This is a genomic window from Neolewinella lacunae (genome assembly GCF_014349155.1).
Taxonomy (GTDB): Bacteria; Bacteroidota; Bacteroidia; order Chitinophagales; family Saprospiraceae; genus Neolewinella; species Neolewinella lacunae.
The window spans coordinates 103,169-120,432 of the sequence record NZ_JACSIT010000118.1 but is presented as its reverse complement, the minus strand read 5'-3'; the positions used below and the strand labels follow the sequence as shown (position 1 = coordinate 120,432).

The window sequence follows — 17,264 nt, the reverse complement described above, 5'->3', positions numbered from 1 at the left end:
GGATCGATGGTTTTTTTCGTGTTGAATGGCGGGTAAGATAAGACGAGTTCGGAAAGGGAAAAGTCCCTTTGTGTTCTGCACGGCTACTTCCCCAGTGTGCCTTTGCCCGACACTTGGCCGGGATGAAGCGGAACCCCCAAGCCGCCGTTTGCTACCTTTGCAACGATGTATTACCTCCTCTCCCTCGCCTGCGGGCTTGCCCTGTGTTCCTGCAGCCCCAACCCTCCCGCCGCAGCGGAGGCCCAGCCGGCAGGCCAGTCACCGGCCGACTCCATCGTCGGTCGCGCCATCGCCCACCACTACGGCGATTACTACGCCGATGCCGACGTCAGCTTCGTCTTTCGGGAAAAGCAGTACACCATCCGGCAGCAGGGTGGGGTATACGCCTACGCCCGGACCTGGAGCGATACCACCGATCTGGTGACCAACGACGGCATCCTGCGCCTGGTGGGCGACCGCGAAGTGGCCCTGACGGAAAAGCAAAAGGCCGCCTATACCGAAGCCGTTAATTCCGTCCGCTACTTTTTCATGTTGCCCTACGGCCTCAACGATCCGGCGGTGCAGAAGGAATACCTCGGCCAGCAAAGCATTAAGGAAAAGCCTTACGACGTCTTGCGCGTCACCTTCGCCGCCGAAGGGGGTGGGGTAGACCACGACGATGTGTACTATTATTACTTCCACGCCGGGGAAGGCAAGCTGGACTACCTCGCCTACAGCTTCACCGTCAACGGCGGCGGCGTACGCTTCCGCGCGGCCACCAACGAGCGACGGATTGGCGGGAAGCTGGTACAAGACTACATCAACTACCAACCCGAAGCCGCTGACACCCCCGTGGGTGAGCTGGCCGAACTGTACGCAGCGGATAAATTGCTCGAACTTTCCCGGATCGAGAATACCAACATTCGGATGGATTAAGGACCGTGTCAAAAAAGCCTGGAACGGAGGGTGGAAGGAACATTTTCCCGTCCACCGCCGTACTTTTGCGCCATGTTGTACCTCACCCGTCGCGAGACCTTCAATGCCGCCCACAAACTGACCGTTCCCGAGTGGAGCCGGGAAAAAAATTACGCCACTTTTGGTAAGTGTTCCAACCCCAACTGGCACGGCCATAATTACCAGCTATTCGTAACCGTGGCCGGAGAGCCCGACCCCGTCACGGGCTTCGTTATGGATGCCAAAGCGCTCTCCACCATTGTTAAAGAGGAGATTATCGATGACGTAGACCACGCCAACTTTAACCTCGACGTAGACTGGTTCCCCGCCGATCTGCAGCCCACCACGGAGAATATCTCCCGCATCTTCTGGGAACGGATTGAGGCCCGCGTAAACCAATCCGGTGCCCGGCTGTATAGTATTCGCCTCCAGGAAACGGAGAACATTTACGCCGAATACTACGGCCCCAACGGAAGATAACCATTGATGGCATTTAGCACGCAACAGCATTACGACCCCGCAATCACCGAAGGCCTTTCCCAGGACTTTCACCACATCATCACCAGCCTCGGTGAAGACCCCACCCGCGAAGGATTACTGAAAACCCCCGACCGCGCAGCCAAGGCCATGCAGTTCCTCACCCAGGGATACGACCAAGACGCTGAGGCCATCCTGCGCGGTGCCATGTTTGCCGAGGATTACTCGGAAATGGTGATCGTAAAAGACATCGAACTTTACAGCCTCTGCGAACACCACCTCCTGCCCTTTTTCGGCAAGGCCCACGTGGCCTACATCCCTAATGGCTACATCGTCGGCCTCAGCAAGATCCCCCGCGTCATTGACGTCTTTTCCCGCCGCCTGCAGGTACAGGAACGGCTGACGGACCAGATCCTCCACTCCATCCACAATACCCTCAATCCCCTGGGTGTGGCCGTCGTGATCGAAGCCCGCCACATGTGCATGATGATGCGCGGGGTGCAGAAGCAAACCTCGGTTACGACCACCTCCGCCTTCACCGGGGCCTTTAAAGCGGAGCGGACGCGCAATGAATTCCTGAAGCTGATCACCAACAAGCTGAGCTAGGGGGTCATTTAGCCCCTGGAGTTTTTGATCGAATCCGGACCTCTGGTCCGGCTGGTTTTAGCCCATGGAGTTTGCTTCGCAGTATTTCATGCGGCATGGAGTTGCCTGGAGTTTGTGAGGGGGAGACGTTTCACGTCCGTCCCAAATCTTAGTTCCTCTTAGTGTTCTTAGTGGTAGGGTGTCTAATCTAATGGGTTTAACCCGTACGCGCTTTAGGGGCCTGCCTAGGTTGAGACCCTCTGGGTCGATCCAACTAAGCACAGTGGCGTATTCTCCTACGACCCAGAGGGTCTCGACCTATTAAGCGCTTGAGCCTCCCCCGGTTGATCTGGGGTTGAGCCCCCAACGAACGGGCCAAATTGAGTACGGCTGCGGCCCAGCTAATTAGACAGCCTATTCTTAGTGGTTCAAAAAAGGAGACGTGAAACGTCGCCCCCCTTCACCGCACAGCGGCTCAACCATTACTCCGCCAGCATTTCCTCCAAATCTTTAGATATCTCAGCGTGCATCCCTTCCAGGATGGCCAGGTTCTTTTCCTCCCGGCCCAACATTTCATCGAAGCGGCTGAAGTTGGCTTCGATGCGATGGCGCAGGGTGGTGATGTAGGACTTGAGTTTGTCGTCCAGTTCGGTAGCCAGGCGCTGCCGGCCGGCCTGGGTTTCGGTGGCGAATCCCTCGACGATGCGCTTGCGTTTGCCGCGGGTGCTGAAGCCGGCGAAGAGCACCCCGACGGTGGTCAGTACCCCGCCTGTGACGTCGAGGACGGGTAGGGTAGAGAGGGCCATCAGGATCACCCCGAGGGCCGCCATGCCGCTGCCGGCCGCCAGGTTGGGGGCCAGGTTTTCGCGGTCGGCAAACAGGTCTTTGTCCGTAAAGCTCTCGGTATTTGAAACGAAGCGGTTGAACTGGTCCTGAAGATCGCGCAAGACATTTTCCCGGCGCTCGGCGATGTCACTGAACAACTCATGGTCGTTGCTGAGGATGGTCTGGCTGGTCCGGATTTTCAGGTCAATGACCTTAACCATCTGCTGGATGCTTTCGGCCAGGTCCACCACATTTTCGTTCAGGCGGGCGCGGAGGCGGGAGTTGAGTTCTTCTTCGAGGCCGGCGGCGAGGTCGCCCAGCCAGGTCTTTGCGTCGGGGGTGCTGCCGAAGGTGGAGGCCAGGCTGCGGCGCAGGAGCCCAATCATACTGAGGCCGTCGCGGAGTTCGGCCAGTTTTTCGCCCGTGATTTTGTCGTAGCTCATCAGCAGGTTTTCTACCATCAGATCGACCTGCTTGTTGCTCTGCGCCACCTGGTCGCTGAGGGTGGTTTGGATGTCTTCGCGGAAGCGGGTATCGGCGGCAAATTGATCACGGCGCAACTCCAGTCCGGCGGCAATCCGCTCGTTGATCGTCTGGGCGGTGACGACGCTGTTGTTGAGTTTCAGGGCCGGGGCGCGTCCGCCGGTGATGTTGCTGGCAATGTAGTCACGGAGGGCGACGAAGCCCGAGGCGGGGTCTCCCTCCTGTTCGGCTTTGGCGCTGACGGCAAAAACTTCGGGGTTTTCAATGCCTTCCGTGCTGGCTTTATCCGCTACGCCCTGTAGGTTGACGGCCAGTTCATTAGCGCTGGCGAGGTCTTTTTGTTGTAGAACAAAAATGGCCTTTTTGCGCCAGTCGGCGTGGATGTATTTGAAAAAGTCCCAGGCCGACTGCCGGTAAGGGTTTTTGGCCTCGAAAACAAAGACGATCAGGTCGCTGGCGGGGATGAATTGCTCGGTGATCTCCTGGTGGTGCTCCACGATGGTGTTGGTGCCGGGCGTGTCTACGATGGCGATTTCGCGGAGGATTTCGACGGGCAGGAAGATCTTTTTCAGGTAGGGATTAACGGTAATTTCCCGCCGTTCCTCGCCGTAAATGATTTGCTGGATGGTGTCCGTCATAGGTTGCGGGGCGGCTTTGGCGATCTCCTCGCCAGTAGCCAGCAGGGCATTGATGAAGCTGGATTTCCCGGCTTTCACCTCCCCGACAATGACGAACATGAAGGGCTCGAAGATGCGGTTGCGCAGCTCGCTCACCGTCTTTGCCATGTCTTCGTGCCCGATCCGTACCGTCAGTTCGTGCAGGTTTTTGATGATTTCCTCCAGGCGTGCGCGGCGGGCTTGGAGGTTGGCGTTGATGAGTTGAGACATAAGCGTACGGCGGGTGATCTTAGTCGGGTAAAACTACGCCACAATCTCGTCTTTGCGGCACCGCAGCGGGCCAGGGGGGCGCGGTCGCAGGTGCCAGGTGACGAACAAGGAGCAAAGTGTGGACAGGAACGAAGGTGAATTCACCGACTTTGGAGTTGGACGTCCACCGCTCCCTAATCTCTCCTCCGCACCTGCGGCCGCGCCCGAGGAAGTTGATGTGCAAAAAAAACTCCTGGTGGGGCAAAAACGGCGGAAAAGGGGGTGTTTTAGGCCCCTTCGCAATAAAAATCAGCAACTTAGTGTGACATTTGCGGCAAATTGGTGTATATCCAATTAATCAACTCATTAGCAATGTTTAAGCAACTCCTCTTTTCCATCTTTTGCCTGGCCCTGGTTACTTCCTGCGGGCCCGATAACAACGCCGACGCCGAAGCGGCACAAGCTCTGGCGGACAGCCTGCGGGCCGACAGCATCGCCGCTGCCCAGGCCATGGCCAACTCCAGCCAGAACTACGAAGTCAAGGTCCTCAACGACTCGATTCCCAGCCACCGCATGGAGCTTACCGGCACCGTTGGCGGCGCGCCCGTAACCATCAACTACGGCAGCCCCGCCGTGAATGGCCGCGCCATTTTCGGCACCCTGGTTCCCTACGGCGAAGTATGGCGCACCGGGGCCAACGAAGCCACGCGCATCACCTTCGGCAGCGACGTCATGGTGGGCGCGGATAAGCAAGCCCTGCCCGCCGGCACCTACTCCCTGTTCACCATCCCCGCCGAGCAGGGAGAGTGGACGGTAATCTTCAACAAGACTGCCGAACAGTGGGGTTCCAATGGCTACGACCAAACGGCCGACGCCGCACGGGTTTCTGCCCAGGCCATGGCCGCCGACGCACCGGCTGAGCGGATGGCCTTCGGACTCGACGAGGCTACCATCAAATTGATGTGGGCCGACCGAGTAGTGGCCATTCCCGTTGCTCCTGCCGGCATGTAATCCGCCATTTCGTTTCCAATCAAGGTAAAAAGCTCGCGCGCCGGGTGCCAGATGGCATTCGGCGCGCAGTGTTTTGGGCCGGGTGGGTGGAGCGTGTAAGGGGCGTGAATTGGCGGGGGGCGAGGAGGATTCGACGCACAGCGTCTCGACCAAGGGCGGGTATTGGGCGGGCATTTTCGGTCGTTTGCAGAAAAATGCTTTGTTTCGGTTGACCTTTGTTTCGCTTAGGTGTTACTGCCAAAAACCAACTCCGTACCAATGTATAAGAAACTTATTTTTCCTGCTTTTTGTCTTTTGCTGGCCACTGCTTGCCAGACCAACACCAACAATGGCAACACTACCCCCCCAGCCACTACGGACACCACCCAGGCAGCCCCCGATGCTGCGGACCTGATTCCCTCCGGCGACCTGGGCTACGAACTCAAGGTGGTCGATGGCTCGCTGGTCAGTCCCCGCATCGAGCTTTCCGGAGAAATTGCCGGTGTACCCCTGAAGATCAACTACGGCAGCCCCGCCGTTAAGGGCCGGACGATTTTCGGCGACCTCATCCCCTACGAGCAGGTCTGGCGTACGGGCGCCAACGAGGCTACGCGCATCACCTTCGCCAACGACGTCATGGTGGGCACCGAAGGCCAGAAGCTGGCCGCCGGCACTTACTCCCTCTTCACGCTGCCCGCAGCCAAGGACAAGTGGACGGTCATCTTCAACACGGTAGCTGACCAGTGGGGGGCTTACGACTACGACGAGGCTGCCGACGCAGTGCGGGTTTCCGGCAACAGCATGCCCGCCCCCGAGAAGGCCGAGCGGATGCACTTCGCCATTGACGACTCCAGCATTAAGATCAGCTGGGATGACCTGATCATCTCCTTTCCCGTAACGGCCGCCAGCAAATAGGCAGCCTCCGTTACCCTAATTCTTCTTCGGGACGCTGCCGCCACCACCGGTGGGACGCCCCAGAATATCGAGCCCCCCGGGAGCCTTAGCGGCCTCTCTGGGGGCTTCTTCGTAGGTGTGGGTAAAGATTTTGTCTACTTCCGTCCAGCGCCCGTCTTCGCCGTACTCCAGAGCGTGGTAGCTGCCGTCGGGCAAAAATACGGGGCCTTCGTTGTTACCGCCGGGGACGAGGATGAGGTTTTCGTAGACGACGTTGCCCAGGTCGGGGTCGAAGCGCAGCGTCACGGTGGATTCGGCGGCGTACTCGAGGATGAGCCGTTGCCGATCGGCCAGCAAAAGTCCTTCGGGCGTATAGGTAACGAAGACGGGCAGGCCAAAGACGGGCTTGCCGGCGGCGTTAAACGAAAGGACGTCGAGCACTTTGCGGCGGCGGTAGGTCTCGTAGCGGTCGTAACCGAAGACGAAGTAGTAGTCCTGGCCCGCGTAAGTCCCCCCGGGCATAATGTTGTAAGCCACGTAGCCCAGCCAGCGGTCGGCGGGCAACTGAACGTTTTCGGGGTTTTCGCGCAGGGCGTCGCCGCGGTCAATGAGCGGGGTCAGGTCCAGTTCCTTGCGGTTGCGCTGGACGGCGCCGAAGTGCCGGTACTCATCGCTGTTGATGAATAATTCCCAGGTAAACAGGCGGAAGCTGTTGTTGGGGTCGGCCAGAATTTTTACGCCTTCCAGGTTGGGGAAATCGTACTGGTAGCTGTTGGGCGTCTTAAGGGCCTCCACCAGGCCGGTGATGAGGGCTTTGCAAGCGGTATAGCGCTTTTCTTCACTGCTGTCGGTGGCCATGACGTAGGCGAGCGACCGGAGTTCTGCTTCGGCGGCGACCAGGCGCTCGAGGTCGGCAGGTTTCAGCTTGCCAGACTGGCCCGGCAGCAAAAAGGGTAGGCAACAGAGGAGGGTGAAAAGGATGTACTTCATGGGGATTACTGGAAATTAGTCGGTAGGGCCCACCGGCCCGGCGTCTGGGGGTAAATACGCTGGCCCCGGACAAATAGTATACAAAGACGTTGGTGATCCGTTGAATTTAACGGACCACCGGTGGAGGAGCGAACTGCTGCCGTTACCAAGAAAAGTTTTCGGAGCAGGCTTAAGACGGCTACATTTGTGACATGGTAACAATTGATTTCAGTAAAAAGACGGTACTCGTCACGGGCAGCAGCAAAGGGGTTGGTGCGGCGACTGCCCGTTTGTTCGCCGAGGCGGGGGCCCGGGTGTGCGTTCATTACCACCGCGACCTGGAAGGGGCCAAAGAGGTGCTGGCCAGCCTCCCCGGTGCCGGGCACTGCCTCTTGCAGGCCAACCTGACGGACCCCAACGCCGCCCGCCTGCTGGTAGACAGTGCGGTAATGAAACTGGGCCGGCTCGACGTGCTGGTCAACAACGCCGGCGTTTTTCGTCCGCACCCCGTCGATGGCAGCATGCCCTTCGACGAATGGCTGAAGACCTTTAACGAAACGATCCAGACGAATCTCGTTGGCCCGGCCGCCACGGCCTACACGGCCATCCAGCACATGCGCCGGCAGGGGAGTGGGGCCATCATCAATGTCGGCAGCCGCGGTGCCTTCCGGGGCGAAGCGGGGCAGGTCGGCTACGGTGCCGCCAAAGCGGGTCTCCACGCCCTCTCCCAGTCGCTGGCCCAGGCCGTGGGCGGAGACCACATTACGGTCCACGCCATTGCTCCGGGATTTATTGAGACGGCCATGGCCCGCCCCCACCTGCAGGGCGCGGCGGGTGAGGCCGTCAAAGCCCAAAGCCCCCTCAACCGCGTGGCTACGGTGGTCGAAGTGGCGCGGGCCATTCTCTACCTGGCCACTCCCGAGGCAAAATTCACCACCGGGGCGGTGCTGGATTTTAACGGGGCCAGCTACTTGCGCTAGTGCTGCATCCTGGTGCTGATGCTTTCCCTTTTTCCCGTCCCCAATGCGGCGCTGCTGCACCTCATCCTCGAGACCGTCGGGATAAGCCTGGGGTATGGCCTGTACCAGCGCCTGCGGGCCGGTCGCCACGATCCCCTGACCGACGCGCAGCGGCTGAGCTTATTGATTGCCGCCATTTTCGGGGCGCTATTCGGTTCGCGATTGCTGGGGGGACTGGAAGATCCGGCGCGGTTTTTCGCGGGCGGTGGCGAGTTGGGCTGGCAGTACTACTTCCGGGCCAAGACGATAGTGGGCGGACTGCTCGGTGGCCTGGCCGCCGTGGAAATTGCCAAACGCTGGCTGGGTATCCGGCAGCGCTCGGGTGATCTGTACGTGTACCCTTTGCTCCTGGCCATGGTCATCGGGCGGGTGGGATGTTTTCTGATGGGGGTAGGGGAAGCGACCTACGGGCTGCCAACCACCTCCTGGGTGGGGATGGATTTGGGGGACGGCATCCTGCGGCACCCGACGGCCCTCTACGAGATCGTCTTTTTGCTTTTGTGCGGCCTGGGGCTCTGGATCGTCCAACGCCACTGGCCCCTGCGCTCCGGGCGCTTGTTTATGCTTTTTATGACTAGCTACCTCGGCTACCGCCTGGTGATTGGCTTTTGGCAACCGGGAAATTCCTGGCTCGGGTTAGCCCCCATCCAGTGGGCCTGTCTGCTGGGCCTGCTGTGGTACGTGATTGACGAGCGGAACGGATAAAGAATGTTGCTTGGTTTTCCGTCCGGAGAATTACCTTGTTGGGTAAATCCCTGCTTATGCCCGCTGGTCGCTACACTTACTACGACTTCACGCTCAGTCTTTGTCCGCACTGCCTGCGCCGGGTAGAAGCCAAGATCGTGTTCGAAGACGACAAAGTATGGATGCGTAAGCGCTGCCCGGAACACGGCCTGCAGCGGGTGATGATTGCTACCGACGTCGAATACTACAAGCAAATCCGCAACTACAACAAAGCCTCGGAATACCCCAACCGCTTTCATACGCCGGTGCAATGGGGATGCCCCTTCGACTGCGGCCTCTGCGCTGACCACGAGCAACACAGCTGCCTGACCGTCCTGGAAATTACCGACCGTTGCAACCTGAGTTGCCCGACGTGCTACGCCGAGAGTTCCCCTACCCACGGGTCGCACCGGACGCTGGCCGAAGTGGAGCGGATGCTCGACGCCATCGTAGCCAGCGAAGGAGAGCCCGACGTCGTCCAGATCAGCGGCGGAGAACCGACCATCCACCCCGACTTCTGGGCCATCATGGACATGGCCAAAGCCCGCCCCATTAAGCACCTGATGCTGAACACCAACGGGCTGCGCATTGCCAACGACCCCGGCTTTGCCGAGCGCCTGGCCACCTACCTGCCCGACTTTGAGGTCTATTTGCAATTCGACAGCTTTCGTCCGTCTGTGCTGATGAGTATGCGGGGGCAAGACCTGACGCGGGTCAGGGAGCGCGCACTGGCCCGGCTGAATGCCGTAGACCTGTCTACCACCCTGGTCTGCACCCTCCAACGAGGCCAAAACGAAGACGAGCTGGGCGAGATCATCCGCTACGCCCTGGAGGAACCCTGCGTGCGGGGCGTGACCTTTCAGCCCACCCAGGTGGCGGGCCGAACCGACAATTTCAATCCGGCAACGGATCGCCTGACGCCCACGGAAGTCCGCCAGCGCATCCTCGACCAAACGCCGCTGTTGCAGCCCAACGACCTCATTCCCGTTCCCTGCAACCCCGATGCGCTCACGATGGGCTACCTCCTGAAGCTGGACGGGCAGGTATTCCCCCTTACCCGCTACATCAACCCCGCCGCCCTGCTCGATACCAGCCGCCCCAACACCATTGTTTATGAGCAGCAGGAAGACCTGCACCGCCACGTCCTTGATCTGTTCAGCACCGGTTGCAGCGTAGATACGGCCCAGGAAAATTTCCACCAGCTGATGTGCTGCCTGCCGCCGGTGAGTGCGCCCAGCCTCGGCTACGGAAACCTCTTCCGCATCATCATCATGCACTTCATGGATGCCTACGATTTTGACGTCCGTTCCGTAAAAAAGAGTTGTGTCCACATCGTCGAACCGAATGGGCACATCATCCCCTTCGAGACGATGAATATGTTTTATCGATCGGCGGTCCAGCGGGCCAACCTGGCCAGCATCCGTGCCCAAATTCCTTCCTTTTCACAATCCCCTTCACTATGAGCTACCAAAGTAAAGTTATTTACATCTCCCTCGGGATTTTCCTAGTGCTCACCATCCTTAGCTATGCAGCCGACTATGGGAACCAAGGATCGAATAATTACGCTGGCCTGGGGTACATGCTCCTGATGATGTGCGCCATAATTGCCGAGGTGGTGGTGTTGTTTTTGATTGGCATCGTCATGCGCCTGACCCACAGGCCAACGCCCGGAATTAAGCCGGGCGATCCGGAAATTCTCGACGACCAACGGCAGCCGCAAGTGCTCGACAACAAGCAAAAAGCCAAGGCTTACTTCCTGGCCATGGGGCTGGTGTTGCTCGTGGGGGTATCCCTCTGTTTCGGTGGCGTTTCGCTGATGGAGGTGTTTTAGTGGTAGGCTGTCTAATTAATTGGGGTGAGCCCGTACGCGCGTTAGACTGCCTAGGTTGAGACCCTCTGGGTCGATCGAGCTAGGCACAGTGGCGTATTCTCCTACGACCCAGAGGGTCTCGACCTGGTAAGCGCTTGAGCCTCCCCCGGTTGATCTGGGGTTGAGCCCCCAACGAATGGACCAAAGTGAGGACGGCTGCGGCCTAGCTAATTAAACAGCCTATCCGTAGTAGCCTAGCGCACCTCTTCACGCCCGTCGGGGTAAAGCGCAAAGCGTCCTTTCTCACGGGGGTGAACGTATTCCTCGCTGGGCCAGGGCCAGCCGCCGAACTGGGTCTTGCGGTATTCGGCGAAGGCCAGGGCAATTTCTTCCTGGGTGTTCATGACGAACGGACCATGCTGTGCTACCGGCTCGCCGATAGGACGTGCCTGCAGCAGCAGGAGCGAAACTTCGGTGTCTCCCGCCACCAATGGCAGGGCGGCATCGCTGGCTACGCGGACTCCGTGGTAGGGGCTGATGGCCTGCCCGGCGACGCTGAGTTGTTCGCCGCGAAAGAAATAGAGGGTACGGTTCAGGTCGGCCGGCGCGGCGGGCAGGGTCCATTCCGCACCAGCGTTGAGGCGGAGCAGCCAAACGGCCAGGTGGTTGTTGGGGTCGGCGGCCCAGGAATGCGGAGGAGGCGCGGGGGCGGCATGCCCGTCCACTTCGCCTGCGATCACTTTGACTTCCACGCCAGGAAAACGGGCGATGGGAATATCTTCGGCCCACAGCATCTGGTAGTTGGGGGGCACGAGCTTGTTGGCGCGGGGCAGGTTGAGCCAGATCTGGAAGAGCTCCATGGTGTTGTCGCCTTCGGGATTGAGCAAGGGGAACATTTCGGAGTGCAGCACGCCCTTGCCGGCGGTCATCCACTGTACGTCACCGCCGCCAAAACGTCCGGTGGCTCCCAGAGAATCGGTGTGGTCGGCAAAGCCCCGTTCCACGACGGTGATGGTCTCAAAGCCCTTGTGGGGGTGGTAGGGGAAGCCGGGCACGGTTTGGCCGTGGTACATATTCCAGCCGTCCTTGCCGCCAAAGTCCTGGCCCAGGCGGCGTCCGGCCGTACCCTCGGCGGGCCCCAGCGCTTCGTTGCCCGCCGGGAAGCGGTCGAGGTGGTGCACCGAAAACAGGAAAGGATCGAAGGTTTGCCAGGGCATCCCCAGCGGGAAGGTGGACAGGACTTGGTTGGGCATGGGTAGAAAATTGATGTAGATACATTAAACGCGCGGGTGCGGGTTAGGTTGCGATAGGTGGGCGCGGCCGCAGGTGCCGGGGATAGGGATGAAGAGCTGGGGAGGGAGCTCCCGCGACAAGAGCAGTATTGAATCTGTTTCACTGCAACTTTTTTGATATAAGTGTTTAACTGTTATGTACAATCAAGCTTGTGTCGTAACATTGTTCGACCTTCCCTCCATCTGATGAAATACCTGGCACTATTGCTCTTAATTTCGGTAGCCTTGCTGGCCTATTTTCAATGGCTAGAGCCACCTACTCCTGAAGAGGTACCTTGCACAGTCTGTATTGTGGACGAGTTCTATGATCAAGTCCGCATGGAAAAAGGCATGGACTGGAGCAAGGAATTGGATACTGGAATAGAAGGGAAGTTGACTGCTAAAGTGCAACAGATCATTGACGCAGAAGGAAGTGGACACACCAGAGTCAAGGTTGATGAGAATCATCTCGATAAGGTGGTTCGGGAAATTCTCGTTGCCGATCCCGAGATTACCCAAAAAGCTAATCTTCTACGGGGGGTAGCCTGCACCTTCGAAAGACTATATTGCCAGAGTAAAATTCTATCTGAAGAAGAAAAAGAAGCACGAAGAGAAATAATTATCGAAGAGTTCAAAAAGAAAATTTACGCACTCGTTGACGGCAGTGGGGGGCATACGAAACAGCCCACAGAGCCAAAACCGGAAAAAACAGTGGTTTCTCCCGAAACTAGAACCGATAAGGCTAGAATTGCCCCCAGCCCAAGCGATGCCCCGGTTGAAAAAAATGCAGCAACAAACTGGCTGACCAGTTCAAAGCACTATAACATTTCTTTACAGGGGTACTCAGGGAAGGATGTAGGTTTATCTGGGTCGATAAGTATGCACCTTGGCCGGAAAGGTTTTGCCGTCAGCAACAGTTTACTTTCTTCCGCATTCATTGCAAAGCATAGCGCTAAACTCTGGCAGGGAGATGCGGGAACGATCGGTAGAATTCTGCCCACGGATCAATTGAAATGTATCTGCACGGTACGTTCCAACCTGGAGACAAGCTCCAAAACGATGGAAGGACGCGCTTTTAATGTAGTATCGGGTAACACCGAAATTGGCTTACTGGTCTTGTCTTCCGAAGAATACTTCACCGTTAACATCAGTAAATCAGGTGCAGGTCCGGCGGGCGATGCTACGCTGGCCATGCAAGATTACACCGAAAAACTTTTAGGAAGCAACGAGTTTGCACAACTGCCCCTTCATCTATGTCGATAGGAAAAACACGCAACCTTGGTATGCTTTTGCTTTTAGCAGCCCCCCTCTTCCTAGCGGGCCAGTCCGTTTTTGATCGGGAGGTGAAAATTATTGCCGAGGAAATCGCCGCAGTGGCTAAATCGTCATTGACTGGACACAACATCGCCATCGGAGACATTTTGGATGCTGACGGAAATGCCGTCCAATTGGGCTCCCTTTTGGCAGATGAGATAAGTTACGCCCTTAGCACATCGGCCGAACCCTTCACCATCGTAGACCGCAGTCATTTTCAAAAGCTGATGGACGAAGTAGACCTTGGGGCTAATGGTTTACTGGACGATAACACCGTCATCCGGTTGGGGCGGATGACCGGTATTTCAGCCATTGTATACGGAAAGATTTACCAGCAAGCAGATCACTACCGCATTTACTTTAAGTATTGCCTGTTGGAGAAGCAAACCATCGGCGCATTGTGCCGTGGTTACCTCACGCGGGTCCCGTCCATTGATGGGAAATACACAGGGACAAAGGCAAAAGCAGCTCCCACCGGCTCTGGGGGAAGCCCGCCCCAAGTGGCTAGCAGCGGTGCTTACGAAGTGTTTAAGTCCGGACCGATTCAAATCCAGTTGGATGATTGTGCCCATGCCAGCGGAGGGGTCAATTGTACATTCACGGTGTCCAGTTCGGGACGTAACGAGACGCTCATCCTGTTTGGCGAAGGAACCTACCTGAGCCAGGGCAATCGCAGGGTAGGGCCAGTAGGAATATATCTGGATGGACGTCAAAGTACCTATCAGCTGAGCGCGCCCTTGGTTGCCGGACGTCCGTATAAAGCTTTAGTACAATTTCCTGGACGCTTTACCAACGGGGCCACCCTCACCTTGCGCGGCAAGACTTACTCGATTTATGAGTTTGACTATCACCTTAATAACATCCATTTTAAATAAGCATCACATGAAATTCTTACTCCCCTTTATCACGTTTCTGTTGCTGACCGATCCCACGATTGCCCAAAGCGAAGCACAGGCCATGCGCCAGGTTGCCCAGGAACTCAAGACACAACTCTCCCGCGATAGGGCCAAGAAGGTGGCTTTGGTGCGACTCAGCTTTAACGGTAACCCTAATACCGTTCTCGGTAAGTACTTTGCCGATGAGTTAGCCTACGCTTTTTTGCAAAGCGGAACTGACTTTGAAGTGATGTCCAACGATGATTTTGACCTGGCAATGAACGAAATAGCGGCTGATCAGCAAAGACGTGCTGCCAACGGTTCTACCCCAGTAAATAGTAACAATACAGCCAATAACGCTAATAGTAATTCTGGTGATGGAAAAGTAGACCCCTGGCTGGTGGGCGGCGCAGCGGCAGCTTTGGGAGGATTACTCTTGCTAACCAAAAGCTCCAATCCCTTGGCCAAAGTAAAACACTTCGTAGGTGGCACCATTGTGGATGAGGGCGACGAAATACTGGTCACCTTCCAAGCCGTAGATAAAGACAAGAGCGTAAAGGCTATGTCCCGCGCCAGGTTCATTAAGACTACGAAAATTAACGATTTAATTGGTTCTACCCCGCAGGTTCAGTCAATATCTCCCCCAATTACAGGAACCGGTGGAAGAACCACTATGACGGACGTCAGCAGCCGGGGCAGCATAGCTACGTGGCGAAACAATAGTATGGTGTTTGAATTGATGTCCTGCGCCCAATCGGGGCAAAATATGGAGTGTGTACTACAGGTTACGCCACGCACTAAGGATGTCAATCTAACCATTTATTTAGAAAACGGTACCCGGATTTTCGCTGCAGAGAACCAAAACGAGTATCTTCCGGCCGAAATCGTCCTGGGCGATAAATCAAGTACTAGTTATAGAGTTGAAAAAACACTTATCGCTAATTATAATGTGCGTCTTACCTTTCGATTCAGTCAGGTACAACAGCGGATAAACAGCATCGCGGCATTTGCAATGCATTGCTGGGACTCAGAATCTGGATACTACAACGTAGAATTCAAGGGCGTTTCCGTGCATTGAGAAAAGGAGAGTTTCTGCTAATATCACCAGCTTTACAGTGGGCCTGACCGCCTCTGCTCCTCATCCCCCTCCCTCGCACCTGCGGCCGCGCCCTTAGCCCTTACTCCCTTCCCCCTTTATTCCTTTCCCCCTTTATTCCCTGTAAGGCCCGCTCCAAAACCACATCTTTTTTCGCCAGATACTCCGCGATGGTGGGGCGGACGGGAACGTCCACCTGCACGCCGGGGCCGACGAAAACGCGGCCGTCGGGGTAGGTGTCGCGCTTAGTGCACACGCGGGCGCTGCCGCCGCCCGGCAGGCGGAGCTGGATGGGCTGCCCCGTGCTGCCAAAGCTCGCCTCGCCCACGAAAGTAAAATTCGGCAGGGCATCGGCGGCGACCAAAAAATCTTCCGCTGCGGAGGCCGTGTAATTGCTCACGAGCACGGCCACGGGCAGGGAGGCCAGGGCATCCGCCGCCGGCCAGATCGTATCGGGAGCGCCCAAAAACCAGTAATCGCCCCGGTACATCGCCACGTTGCGCGCGTCGTCTTCGCTCAGGTTGGCGGGGTCTTCGCCGGCCATAAACTGCCCCCAGGCGCGGTTGGCCGACCGCATTTCCCGCGTCCGCCAGGCAGACGTTAAGACCGGCTGGCCGGTGAAATGCTTGAGCACCGCGTAGCCGACATCGGAGTTGCCACCCCCGTTGTAGCGCAAATCAATGACCAGTCCGCGGCACTTTCGAATCTCGGGCCAATAGGTCAGAAACTCCGTCGCCGCATTTTCGTCGCCAAAGGAATTCAGGGTCAGGTGGCCAATGCCGCCCTCCAGTACGGTGAAGGCCGTCAGGGGGCGCTGCGGTTCGTCAACGGCCCAGGTAATCCAGTTTTTGTCGCGGTTGCGGGGTAGGGTGACGGTCTTTTCCCCGCCCTCCACGGTTTGAAAAGTGAAGGTGACATTGGTGCCGGATGGCCCCTTCAACACGTCGTGGGCACCCCAGCGCCGGCGGATTTCCGGGCTGCCGATGGATATATAAGGATAGATGTTTTCCTCCAGGTGCGCTTCCACGCTGCGGCCCTCCACGGCGGTAATGCGGGCACCGAGGGGAACGGTCTGGCCCAACCCGACGGCGTGATTGACCACCACGGGCTGCCCTTCCACGAGCTCGATTTTCAGCTGCGGACGGTCGTAGTAGCTGCGCAGGTAGGGCGGCGGATAGACGTTGGTGTGGCCATCTTGCAGCAGGGCGCAGAAGCGTTCCAGCAGGCGGAAATAGGCAGCATTAGTCTGCTCCGCTGCCGCCAGAGGCAGGTATTCCAGCAGGGCGGCGTCCCAGTTCAGCGCAGGAACCTGATCGAAATAGGCGAAGTTGTACTTTACTTCTGTCCAGAACTGCACCAGCCCGAAGGTGCGTTCCGCGGCGGTCATTGGGCTGGATGGCCGTGCCAGGTAGAGCAGTTGCTCCGCTGGCAGGAGGTGCTCGGCGAGGGCCAAAATGCGGCGCTCCAGGGTCGTCACCGCCTCCTGGTACACGGCCCGTTGCGCTGCGTTGGGCAACTCGTTGTACTGGGCCAGCGAAATGGGGAAAGTGCGGCCCAGGGAAAGAACGGTCGACCCAAACAGGGCCGTGGCTTGCAGGCTGTGCGGCTGCCCTTTTTCCAGCTTCAGGTAAAAACAGGCATGATCGTACTGGGTGCCCGTGTAGGTGCCGATGGCGTTCCACATTGTCCGCCGGGGCTTAGCGTCGTCGGGGCTCAGCGTGTGGATCGTGACCCAGTCGCGGCCGTCGTTGCCGGTCAGGTGAACGGCCGTGGTGCCACCCGCCAGGGGCAGCAGGGTATCGCCAATGCGCAGGTAATCGGGTGGGGTAGGGCGGAGGTCCTCCGTGCTGGTCAGGCTGGCGACCAGCGCGTCCACTGGCCCGATTTTGCCATTGCTGGTCAGGTAATCCAGGTTGGCCGCCGAAGCCGCCATGGCGGGAAAATAGCTGAAATCATTGGTCAGGCTTTCCTGGGCGCGGCCGCAGGTGCAAAGGAAGAGGATGAGGAGCAGAGTGGGGACGGAGGCGTGCTGCACGGTGCCAGTAGTTTCTTTTCCGTGAAGGTAAGGTGTTGGGGTCATTTATGGTATTGTCGCGGCTTTAGCCCGATCCGCCGCCGAGGCTGGCCTTACGGC

16 protein-coding genes are annotated in these 17,264 nt (G+C 57.8%); 12 read left to right on the top strand and 4 right to left on the bottom strand.

Annotated features, from left to right (window positions below):
- Positions 1–165: 165 nt before the first annotated feature.
- From H9S92_RS13425 to folE, 3 genes are all read left to right on the top strand, one after another.
- Positions 166–915, top strand: coding sequence for a DUF6503 family protein (locus tag H9S92_RS13425; RefSeq protein ID WP_187467222.1), 750 nt, complete (start codon positions 166–168; stop codon positions 913–915).
- Between the two features lie 72 nt (positions 916–987).
- Entirely contained in the window at positions 988–1,413 is a 426-nt protein-coding gene (locus H9S92_RS13420) for a 6-pyruvoyl trahydropterin synthase family protein (RefSeq protein WP_187467221.1), read from the top strand.
- A 6-nt stretch (positions 1,414–1,419) separates the two neighbouring features.
- The gene (gene folE, locus H9S92_RS13415) at positions 1,420–2,016 is read left to right on the top strand and encodes a GTP cyclohydrolase I FolE (protein WP_187467220.1); all 597 of its coding nucleotides are present in this window, start codon (positions 1,420–1,422) and stop codon (positions 2,014–2,016) included.
- Between the two features lie 461 nt (positions 2,017–2,477).
- On the opposite strand, the gene H9S92_RS13410 is transcribed toward folE, so the two are convergent.
- The gene (locus tag H9S92_RS13410) at positions 2,478–4,190 is read right to left on the bottom strand and encodes a dynamin family protein (protein WP_187467219.1); all 1,713 of its coding nucleotides are present in this window, start codon (positions 4,188–4,190) and stop codon (positions 2,478–2,480) included.
- Positions 4,191–4,541: 351 nt separating this feature from the next.
- On the opposite strand from H9S92_RS13410, the gene H9S92_RS13405 reads away from it, so the two are divergent.
- On the top strand, positions 4,542–5,180 hold the full coding sequence (locus H9S92_RS13405) for a DUF2911 domain-containing protein (protein ID WP_246463854.1): 639 nt from the start codon (positions 4,542–4,544) through the stop codon (positions 5,178–5,180).
- 258 nt (positions 5,181–5,438) lie between these two features.
- The gene (locus H9S92_RS13400) at positions 5,439–6,074 is read left to right on the top strand and encodes a DUF2911 domain-containing protein (protein WP_187467218.1); all 636 of its coding nucleotides are present in this window, start codon (positions 5,439–5,441) and stop codon (positions 6,072–6,074) included.
- Positions 6,075–6,089: 15 nt separating this feature from the next.
- Here the strand turns inward: H9S92_RS13400 and H9S92_RS13395 are convergent, their stop codons facing one another.
- A complete protein-coding gene (locus tag H9S92_RS13395; RefSeq protein ID WP_187467217.1) occupies positions 6,090–7,043 on the bottom strand; it encodes a hypothetical protein in 954 nt (317 codons plus the stop codon).
- Positions 7,044–7,234: 191 nt separating this feature from the next.
- On the opposite strand from H9S92_RS13395, the gene H9S92_RS13390 reads away from it, so the two are divergent.
- Genes H9S92_RS13390 through H9S92_RS13375 form a run of 4 tightly spaced genes read left to right on the top strand, consistent with a single transcriptional unit; the run spans position 7,235 to position 10,595 of the window.
- Positions 7,235–8,002, top strand: a complete 768-nt coding sequence (locus H9S92_RS13390; protein ID WP_187467216.1) for an SDR family NAD(P)-dependent oxidoreductase — start codon at positions 7,235–7,237, stop codon at positions 8,000–8,002.
- A gap of 18 nt (positions 8,003–8,020) precedes the next feature.
- Positions 8,021–8,746: a prolipoprotein diacylglyceryl transferase gene (locus H9S92_RS13385; protein WP_187467215.1), complete on the top strand. Its 726-nt coding sequence runs from the start codon at positions 8,021–8,023 to the stop codon at positions 8,744–8,746.
- Between the two features lie 56 nt (positions 8,747–8,802).
- Positions 8,803–10,227 (top strand): radical SAM protein, encoded by a 1,425-nt coding sequence (locus H9S92_RS13380; RefSeq protein ID WP_187467214.1) that lies wholly within the window; start codon positions 8,803–8,805, stop codon positions 10,225–10,227.
- The gene (locus H9S92_RS13375; RefSeq protein WP_187467213.1) at positions 10,224–10,595 is read left to right on the top strand and encodes a hypothetical protein; all 372 of its coding nucleotides are present in this window, start codon (positions 10,224–10,226) and stop codon (positions 10,593–10,595) included. The genes H9S92_RS13380 and H9S92_RS13375 overlap by 4 nt, the downstream gene beginning before the upstream one ends.
- A gap of 233 nt (positions 10,596–10,828) precedes the next feature.
- Here H9S92_RS13375 and H9S92_RS13370 read toward each other — a convergent pair whose 3' ends face one another.
- Entirely contained in the window at positions 10,829–11,827 is a 999-nt protein-coding gene (locus tag H9S92_RS13370; RefSeq protein ID WP_187467212.1) for a pirin family protein, read from the bottom strand.
- A gap of 225 nt (positions 11,828–12,052) precedes the next feature.
- Between H9S92_RS13370 and H9S92_RS13365 the strand changes: the two genes are divergently transcribed.
- From H9S92_RS13365 to H9S92_RS13355, 3 genes are read left to right on the top strand one after another with little or no spacing between them, the layout of a single operon-like run.
- Positions 12,053–13,108, top strand: coding sequence for a hypothetical protein (locus H9S92_RS13365; RefSeq protein WP_187467211.1), 1,056 nt, complete (start codon positions 12,053–12,055; stop codon positions 13,106–13,108).
- Positions 13,109–13,128: 20 nt separating this feature from the next.
- Positions 13,129–14,034 (top strand): CsgG/HfaB family protein, encoded by a 906-nt coding sequence (locus H9S92_RS13360; RefSeq protein ID WP_187467210.1) that lies wholly within the window; start codon positions 13,129–13,131, stop codon positions 14,032–14,034.
- A gap of 7 nt (positions 14,035–14,041) precedes the next feature.
- The gene (locus tag H9S92_RS13355) at positions 14,042–15,112 is read left to right on the top strand and encodes a hypothetical protein (RefSeq protein WP_187467209.1); all 1,071 of its coding nucleotides are present in this window, start codon (positions 14,042–14,044) and stop codon (positions 15,110–15,112) included.
- A 100-nt stretch (positions 15,113–15,212) separates the two neighbouring features.
- On the opposite strand, the gene H9S92_RS13350 is transcribed toward H9S92_RS13355, so the two are convergent.
- Complete coding sequence (locus H9S92_RS13350; protein WP_187467208.1) at positions 15,213–17,165, bottom strand: S41 family peptidase; 1,953 nt, start codon at positions 17,163–17,165, stop codon at positions 15,213–15,215.
- Positions 17,166–17,264 lie beyond the last annotated feature (99 nt).